This window comes from Mesorhizobium sp. B2-2-4 (genome assembly GCF_006442375.1).
In the GTDB taxonomy this organism is placed as follows: Bacteria; Pseudomonadota; Alphaproteobacteria; order Rhizobiales; family Rhizobiaceae; genus Mesorhizobium.
Genome location: NZ_VFWB01000030.1, coordinates 1 through 3,484 on the forward strand (window position 1 = coordinate 1; position 3,484 = coordinate 3,484).

At 65.6% G+C, this 3,484-nt stretch carries 1 protein-coding gene; it reads left to right on the top strand.

The window, feature by feature from the left end:
* Positions 1-201: 201 nt before the first annotated feature.
* On the top strand, positions 202-3,484 hold a 3,283-nt coding region (locus tag FJ959_RS31445), incomplete at its 3' end, for an autotransporter-associated beta strand repeat-containing protein (RefSeq protein ID WP_181175198.1).

A 3,484-nucleotide genomic window follows, 5' to 3' on the forward strand; every position in this document is an offset into this window, starting at 1 on the left:
CAGCCACCTTCCAGGGCGAGTTCTCCGGCAACGTGAAGAGCTATTCCGGCAAGCTCAAGCTCGGCATCACCTGGTGAGGCTATGCGCATCTTGCCGTGTTGTTCCTTTGTCAACAGTCAATTCAAGATCCCCCAAATTCGGGGGGCTTCTGGGGTCAAGCAGATGGGTAGAAAAATCGATGGAACGAGGCGGGCTCGCCTGATGCTGCGTCTGCTCGGGGAAACTTGTCTGTCGACATCGGGCTCGCGCCTGGCACTGGCCATCCTTCTCGCAGCTGGAACGCTGTCAACAACGCTTCCGGCGAGAGCCGAGGACTGGCCAGTCTACAACGAGGGGGATCTGCATTTCGCCATCTTCAACGCCGACTACGGCGACACAATCCGGTTCTACGCCAATGTCACGCTGACAGCCAACCTGCCGCCCGTGCGGAGCGGCAACATGACCATCAACGGACAAGGCTTCACCCTGTCCGGCAACAACCAGTATCGCGGCCTGTTCGTGCAGCAGGGCGCGATCAACGTGGCGATCAAAGATCTCACCATCACCAACGCCAAGGCCGAGGGCGGTAAGGGTGGCGACGCAAGATTTATTGTACCCGGCAATCCCGCCCGCGGCGGTGGTGGCGGCGGCGGCGCTGGACTGGGCGGCGCGCTGTTCATCGGCAAAGGCGCCAATGTGACGGTAAGCAATGTCAACCTGCAGGCCAACCAGGCGCGCGGCGGCAATGGCGGCGCGCTCGGACCTTTGACCTTGAGCAGTTCGTGGGGCAGCAGTGGCGGCGGCGGTGGCTATTGGCCGATCGGAGCCGATGGCGGCGACGGCGGCGCCTCCGTCAGTGGTGGAGGCGGTGCGCCAGACGGCGCCGGCGGTGACGGTAGCATAACAGACGGCAGCCCCGGTGGTTTTGGCGGCGGCGGCGGCGGCAGCGGCTGGTGTTCGGGCAGCGACTGCCCTTATATACCGGGGGCCGGCGGTTTTGGCGGCGGCAGCGGGGCCGGCAGTAGTGGAGTGGCTGAGCCTGGTGGCTTCGGCGGCGGCACCGGCACCAGCAACGACGTCAGCAGTGGCGGCGGTGGCGGCGCCGGTCTCGGCGGTGCGATCTTCGTTCAGGAGGGCGGCAGCCTGACCCTGGCCGGCGCTCTCAACATTTCCGGAAATGCCGTCGCGGTCGGTGACGGTGGAAGGAGGGGCGGGCAGGGCAATGCCACGCCCGGCCAGGGCATCGGGTCGGGCATCTTCCTTCACGGCAACGGCTCGTTCAGCGTCGCCCCTGGCGCCGGACAGACGCAGACCATAAGCGACATCATCATCGACCAGACCGGAGCTGGCGGCACCGGCACCGACAGTGGCAGCTGGTCTCTGGTCAAGAATGGCGACGGCGTGACCGTTCTCACCGGCGCCAATGCCTATAGCGGGGGCACCATCGTCAATGCCGGCATCCTGCAGGGCAAAACGTCGAGCCTCAGAGGCAACATCACCAACAATGCGTCCGTCATCTTCGACCAGGCCGGCAACGACGGCACCTTTGCCGGCAACATGTCCGGCAGCGGCGCCCTGTTCAAGCGAGGCGGCGGCGTGCTTTCGCTCACGGGCACCAACACCTACGCGGCCGGCACGCGGGTGGAAGAAGGAGTCCTGCGAATCGCGTCCGATGCCAAGCTCGGCGCGGCAGGCACCCATCTCAACCTGGACGGTGGTGGCGGTCTGAGTGCGTCGGCGACCTTTGCCAGCACCCGCCCCGTTTGGCTTACCGGCGCTCGCGGCATCGTTCTCGTCGATGCCGGCGAAACCCTCACCCTGAGTGGTGTAGTCAGTGAAAGTGGTGCGCTGGTCAAGTCCGGCCCCGGCGACCTGATTCTTAGCGGGGCCAACACCTACTCGGGCGGCACGACGGTCACCGGCGGCGTGCTGCGCTTCGCCAACGACGGCAACCTGGGCGCGGCAGCCACCGGGATCATGTTGAACGGTGGTGCAGTCGGGACCATGACGGACACACCTGCGGCAACGTCGATCAGCCGCAATATCACCTTGGCCAGCAACGGTGGCGGTATCGACGTGGCGGCGCAGTCCCAGTCTCTCTCCTGGAGCGGCAACATAAGCGGCAACGGTGGCCTCTTCAAGATCGGAGCCGGCACGCTGGTCCTCACCGGCAACAATACCTACGCCGGCGGCACGCAGGTGGCAGGAGGGACCCTGTGGGTTGCCTCCGACGCCAAGCTCGGCGCAGCCGGCACCCATGTCGACCTGAACAACGGGGCTCTGCGCGCCTCGGAAACCTTTACCAGCGCCCGCCCTGTCGGGCTTTTAGGCGCCGGTGGCGCTATCCTCGTGGACGCCAACAAGGCCCTCACCTTGAGCGGTGTCGTCAGGGGTTCGGGCAGCCTCACCAAGACTGGCGACGGCACCCTCATCCTCACTGGCGCGAATGCCTATACCGGCAGCACCACCGTCAATGCCGGCGTCCTGCAGGGCAATGCAATGAGCCTGCTGGGCCACATCACCAACAACGCCTCCGTCGTCTTCGACCAAGCAGCCAACGGCACCTATGCCGGCAACATCACCGGCCTCGGCAGCCTGACCAAGATCGGCGCCGGCACGCTGATCCTGCCCGCTGCCGCCAACTACGCTGGCGGCACGACCGTCTCGGCCGGCGCGCTGCAGGGCACGACCTTCAGCCTGCAAGGCAACATCCTGAACAATGCCGCCGTTATCTTCGACCAGGGTTTCGACGGCACCTATGCCGGCAACATGACGGGCTCCGGCACGCTCACCAAGAACGGCCCTGGCACACTCACCCTCACCGGCACCAGCAGCGTCGACGGCGGCATGACGGTCGACGCCGGCGCGCTTCTGGCGAACGGCTCGATCGCTTCGTCTCGGGGCCTGAGAGTGAATACGCGCGCGACGGTGGGCGGCACCGGTATATTGCCGTCGACGATCATTAATGGCGGCACGCTTTCGCCTGGGAATTCGATCGGCACGATCAATATCATCGGGAAACTGACATTCGGCGCCGGCTCGATCTACGCCGTCGAGGTCTCCGGCGGCACGGCCGACCGCGCGAGCGTCATCGGCTCCGCCGATCTTTCGGGCGGTACCGTCGATGTCACGTTCCTGGCAGGCGGCTCTGTTTCCAGGAACTCCACCATCCTCAATGCCACGCGCGGTCTGGGCGGCACCAAATTCGCCGGCCTCAGCGACGCGCCGTTGCCCGGCTTCGAGACCAGCCTGAGCTATGACGCCAACAATGTGTACCTGGTAACGGGCACCGACCGCACCGATCCCGAGCTTAGTGCCCTCAATCGGAACCAACGGACCGTGGCCGACAGGGCGCTCGACCATTTCGAAGCCAATGGCAGGCTGCCCGGGGAATTCGTCAGGCTCGACGCGAATGGGCTGTCAGCTGCCTCCGGCGAGATCGCGGCGGGTGCCATCATAGCCGGCATCGACAGCGCCGATCGGTTCCTGGCCGTGTTCGACGGGC